Raw genomic sequence first — 4,750 nt, 5'->3', positions numbered from 1 at the left:
CAGAAGGAAATCAAACAGGCAATGGACAGATTAAACAATCGACCAAGAAAATGTCTTGGCATGAAAACACCGAATCAGGTATTTTTTGGAATCACCCCCCCCGTTGCACTAGCGAGTTGAATCCGCGCGATTTTTTAAAAGCGATAAGTCCGTTTATTGATACCGTTGGTGAGCGAGTGCGAGACAGAGCAACATTTAGATAAGCGTGCCCATCAAATCATGACCCGAGAAGTCATCACCTTAACCCCGGAGGATTCCGTTTTTACTGCCATCGAATTGTTCAATAACAATAAGATATCGTGCATACCCATAGTCGACATACATTATCACCCAGTGGGTATAGTGTCGTGGCGAAATGTGATGAAGTTTATGCAGAAAAGGGTAGAAGCAAAACGCTAAAATGGCGCTAGCACCTTTGACGAGCGTTTTATCAAAGGTGATAGAGCGTATCGAGCAAGCGCCAAATTAACGTTACATTTATTCAGAAGCTGCTAGGCTTTTCTATAACTTACTTTAAATAGCAGGCTATATAAAACGGGAACGGCAATAAGCGTTAGAATTGTCGCGAATGTGAGTCCGCCCATTATGGTCACAGCCATATCGGCAAAAAAAGCATCAAACAACAATGGAGCCATCCCCAATATAGTTGTCACGGCCGCAAGTGCTACGGGTCTGACGCGGCTTAGTGTGGCTTCAACGATGGCGCTTTTTATTGCCAATCCTTCTTCAATTTGAAGATCAATTTCTTCAATAAGTACTATGGCATTTTTAATCAGCATCCCGAATAAACTCAAAAAGCCCAGTAGCGACATAAAGCCGAATGGCATATCAGTAGACAACAAGCCCGTGACTACACCTACTACCGCCATGGGGACAACCAGCCATATAATAAGCGGTTGGCGTACGTGGCCAAACAATAACACCGAGATAATGAACATCACTAAGAAACCAGCGGGTAAACCTGCACCTAAGGCCTGTTGAGCTTCGCTAGCGCTTTCAAACTCACCACCCCATTCAAGGTTGTAGCCCGCAGGCAAATCAATATCTTCAATTAACGGGCGAATACGCGCCAGCGCTTTGCCTGCGGTTTCATGTTCGCCAGGCTCTGCTTCAACGGTTATGGTGCGCAGGCGATCTTTGCGATGAATGCGCAGCTCTTCAGTCATAAGGTCTAAGCCATGTGATACCTGGGTAAAAGGAATATACTGACGTTGCTGAGAAGACCATACTTGAGACTCGCGAATAGACTGAAGAGCCGTGTCATCGGCGTTCCCCATTTTTGCCATGATATTATAGGCATAATCACCATCTTGCACGGTGCCCAGTTTCACACCACTGCTTGCGTACTGTACGGTTTGACTAAAATCTGAATGCGAAACCCCAGCAATTCCCGCATTGTAGTTGTCGAACTGTGTGTTTATTGCAAACCCTTTCTCTCGCCAGTTATGACGAACATCAATCACCTGACCATCTTCAAATAAACGGGCTTTGGCTTCTTCTGCTAGTTGGCGTAACACTTCAGTATCTGGACCTGAGAAACGCGCTTCGAGTTTAGCGCCTGAGCCTGGACCAAATTGCATGCGCTCCATATAGAAATTGGCATCTAAATCCAAATCACTTAGCTTGCTGGTTAATGCACGTTGAATGGCAGGAATGTGCTCTAATTCGCTGGCACGGACCATAAAGAATGCATAGTTTTCATTAGCGCTTTTTGGCGCGTATGTCAGCGTAAATCTATCAGCACCTTGCCCAATAAATGTGGTTACGGCACTGACATTATCCAGCGCTAAAATACGTTTCTCTGCTTCTTTGGCAATTTGCTCTGTCGCGCGAATGTCGCGGTCTTGGGGCCCCCAATAGTGCACAAAAAATACCGGTGCATTTGATGGTGGAAAGAACCCTTGTTTGACCATACCAAAACTGCCATAGGCAACAATGGTAATAACGAGGAGTGCTGCAATGGTTACCCAACGCAGTTTCAGTGCGCCGATAAGTGTGTGTTTAAACCACTGTTGTGCAGCGGAGGGCGCATCACTTTGTGATTGCGACATGCCCTTGCGATAAAAATGTGCGCCTAATACGGGGACCAACGTTACGGCAAGTATCCAGCTGATCATCAATGAAACCAACACTACGGCAAACAATGAATAAAGGAACTCGCCGGTTGCATCGTTAGATAAACCAATGCCAGAGAAGGCGGCAATACCTATTATGGTTGCGCCTAATAACGGCCATTGTGTGCGCTTAACAATGAAGCTGGCTGCATCTTTTGCTGAGGCACCTGTTGCCATTCGCAGCATCATGCCTTCTGCTACCACTATTGCATTATCGACCAGCATACCCATGGCGATGACCATTGCCCCTAATGAAATACGCTGAAGCTGAATATCCATCAACCACATGATGAGGATGGTACCGAGTACGGTAACAAGTAATACAGTGCCTACCACAACCCCAGAGCGCCATCCCATGAATAAACACAAGGTTAATGTTACCACGGCCACAGACATCACAAGGTTATTGATAAAGCCGTCCACCGAATCATCAACTACTGAGGCTTGATCGTAAATGGGAGTCAGGGTAATACCAACTGGAAGTTGTTTGAGCAGGGCCTCCACTTTTGCATTTACTCGCTCGCCGACATCTACGATGTTCACATCCGTTAATGCTGACACACTTAGCGTAAGGGCTTCTGCACCGTTATATCGCACTAATACAGGCTGAATATCAGCAGGTTCGAGTTTTAAGGTCGCAACATCAGCAACACGCAAAGAACGGTTTGTACCAGGGATCACCAGTGATAGATTTGAAATTTCATCTAATCTGTCTGGTGCACGCTTGACAATCAAGCGCACGTTTTTTTCATCCACCTTTACGCGCCCACCATTGAATGGTCGAAGATTGTCTTGGAACAATGAGGTCAAATCTGGGAAAGAAATACCCAACCCAGCGAGTTGATATGGGTTGATGTAAGCAACAATTTGCTCTTTTTGAATACCGGTTACGTTGACCTTTGCCACACCTTCAGTGGTAAGTAAATCTCGACGAATAATTCGGGCAAACTCACGTAACTCATGGGTGTCGAAATCTGGAGCGCTGAGAGCGTAATAAAGCCCATAAACATCACCGAAGTCATCAAATACTACGGGGTCTTGAGCGCCCGTGGGCAGCGAACTGGCGGTGTCGTGAAGGCGCTTCCTCAATTCGTCCCAAATTTGAGGTAACACATCACTATCGTAAGTACTCTTTACCTCTACGGTAATTTCAGAACGCCCTGGAGAAGATATTGAAGTCACTTCTTTTAATTGGGGCATTTGTTGAATAGCGATTTCTAAACGTTCTGTGATTTCACGTTCAACTTTTTCCGCGCTAGCGCCAGGATAAGCAGTGTATATCTTAACTTGTTTGATGGTAAAAGCAGGGTCTTCAAGTCGACCAATTTTGGTCATAGCCAGCACACCACCTAGTAGCAGTATGATGACCATCAGCCAAACATTTACGGGTTTGTCGATTGAAAAGCGGGCGATATCCATGGTTTATTTTTCTCCCTTATACGGAAGCACTTTCATGTTTTCTCGCATTTGTGCTGCTCCAGCGGCAACCACCTTTTGACCAAGTGAAATTGGCCCTTCTACTACAGCAATATCCCCCTCGATATGTTTGACATCAACGCTGTGTTGTTTCACTGTTTGTAGACTGTCATCAAGTACCCAAACGGCAAAGCCATCGTTCTCATCACCGACTAGTGCTTTCACTGGCACGACTAAGCCGTCGGAATATAAACTACCTTGAAGGCTTACTTTAACCACTGCTCGAGCACCAGGAGTGAGTGGTAATTCTTTTCGAGGCTCCATGGCGAATACTACTTCGTAGGTTTGAGATACGGGGTCCGGTTGTGTGGAATGCTCAACATAAGTTACTGGGTACCACTGACTGCGGTTTGTCGCCAATGTGGCACTCGCTTGCTTAATGCCACGCCCTATGTTGGCGGTAAGTAAGCGCTCTGGCACATTGATATTAAAGTAGATTTTCGACACATCTTGCAAACGGGCGATAGCAGTCCCTGATTTTACAAAACTGTTATTTTCTACAAGACGTTGGGATACTTTCGCATCAAATGGCGCGTAAAGCCGAGTATAACTTAAGTCTTGTTCTGCGTTTTTAAGGTCAATAACAGATAATTCATAGGATGTTTTTGCCGAATCCAGTGCGCTTTGAGATACCAAATTTTGTGCGAACATTTTTTCAATTCTATCGAGTTCTCGTTTTGCTTGTTCTAATCTGGTTTTAGACTCTTCAACTCTGCGCTCAAAGGGCTTTCTGTCTATTGTGGCAAGCAGCTTGCCTTTAGTGATATCACTGCCGGTAACTAAATCGGTTTGTATTAATCGGCCAGAGACTTCAAAACTCAAATCAACAGTTTTCACAGCAGATACGACGGCAGGAAACGTAAATTCGTCAAAATTGGGAATAGGTGAGACTTCAGCAAACTTCACATGCCGCACTACCTCCGATTGTTGCTGCTGAGCTTTTTCAGGTGAGCAAGCGGTGAAAATAAAAATAGAAATAGAAAAGAGACTTAGCGCTAGAGTATGCGAGTAGTGTTTCAAGGACATAGTCGTAAGAAGTGGACCCCGTAAATTGGACAGCACGATAAGTGCATTCCCGGGCTATGCCGCCAGTTTGGCGGCGGGTTGATAGTACACGCTGTCCGGTGTCCGCCGGTCAAGTGCCTGGTGCCGTCGCTCGC

At 45.6% G+C, this 4,750-nt stretch carries 3 protein-coding genes and 1 pseudogene; 2 read left to right on the top strand and 2 right to left on the bottom strand.

The window, feature by feature from the left end; all coding sequences use genetic code 11:
• Together DDZ17_RS23090 and DDZ17_RS23085 are read left to right on the top strand one after the other, a co-directional pair.
• Positions 1-120, top strand: a pseudogene (locus DDZ17_RS23090) (IS30 family transposase); the annotation flags it as partial.
• 99 nt (positions 121-219) lie between these two features.
• Positions 220-399: a CBS domain-containing protein gene (locus tag DDZ17_RS23085; RefSeq protein WP_254856799.1), complete on the top strand. Its 180-nt coding sequence runs from the start codon at positions 220-222 to the stop codon at positions 397-399.
• A 92-nt stretch (positions 400-491) separates the two neighbouring features.
• Here DDZ17_RS23085 and DDZ17_RS22055 read toward each other — a convergent pair whose 3' ends face one another.
• Together DDZ17_RS22055 and DDZ17_RS22050 are read right to left on the bottom strand one after the other, a co-directional pair.
• Complete coding sequence (locus DDZ17_RS22055) at positions 492-3,533, bottom strand: efflux RND transporter permease subunit (RefSeq protein ID WP_116369200.1); 3,042 nt, start codon at positions 3,531-3,533, stop codon at positions 492-494.
• A gap of 3 nt (positions 3,534-3,536) precedes the next feature.
• The gene (locus tag DDZ17_RS22050) at positions 3,537-4,610 is read right to left on the bottom strand and encodes an efflux RND transporter periplasmic adaptor subunit (protein WP_116369201.1); all 1,074 of its coding nucleotides are present in this window, start codon (positions 4,608-4,610) and stop codon (positions 3,537-3,539) included.
• Between the last annotated feature and the right edge of the window lie 140 nt (positions 4,611-4,750).

Origin of the sequence: Parahaliea mediterranea, from assembly GCF_003402235.1 — a bacterium.
Lineage (GTDB): Bacteria > Pseudomonadota > Gammaproteobacteria > Pseudomonadales > Halieaceae > Parahaliea > Parahaliea mediterranea.
The sequence above is the reverse complement of the archived record's forward strand: the minus strand, read 5'-3'. Positions and strand labels throughout refer to the sequence as shown.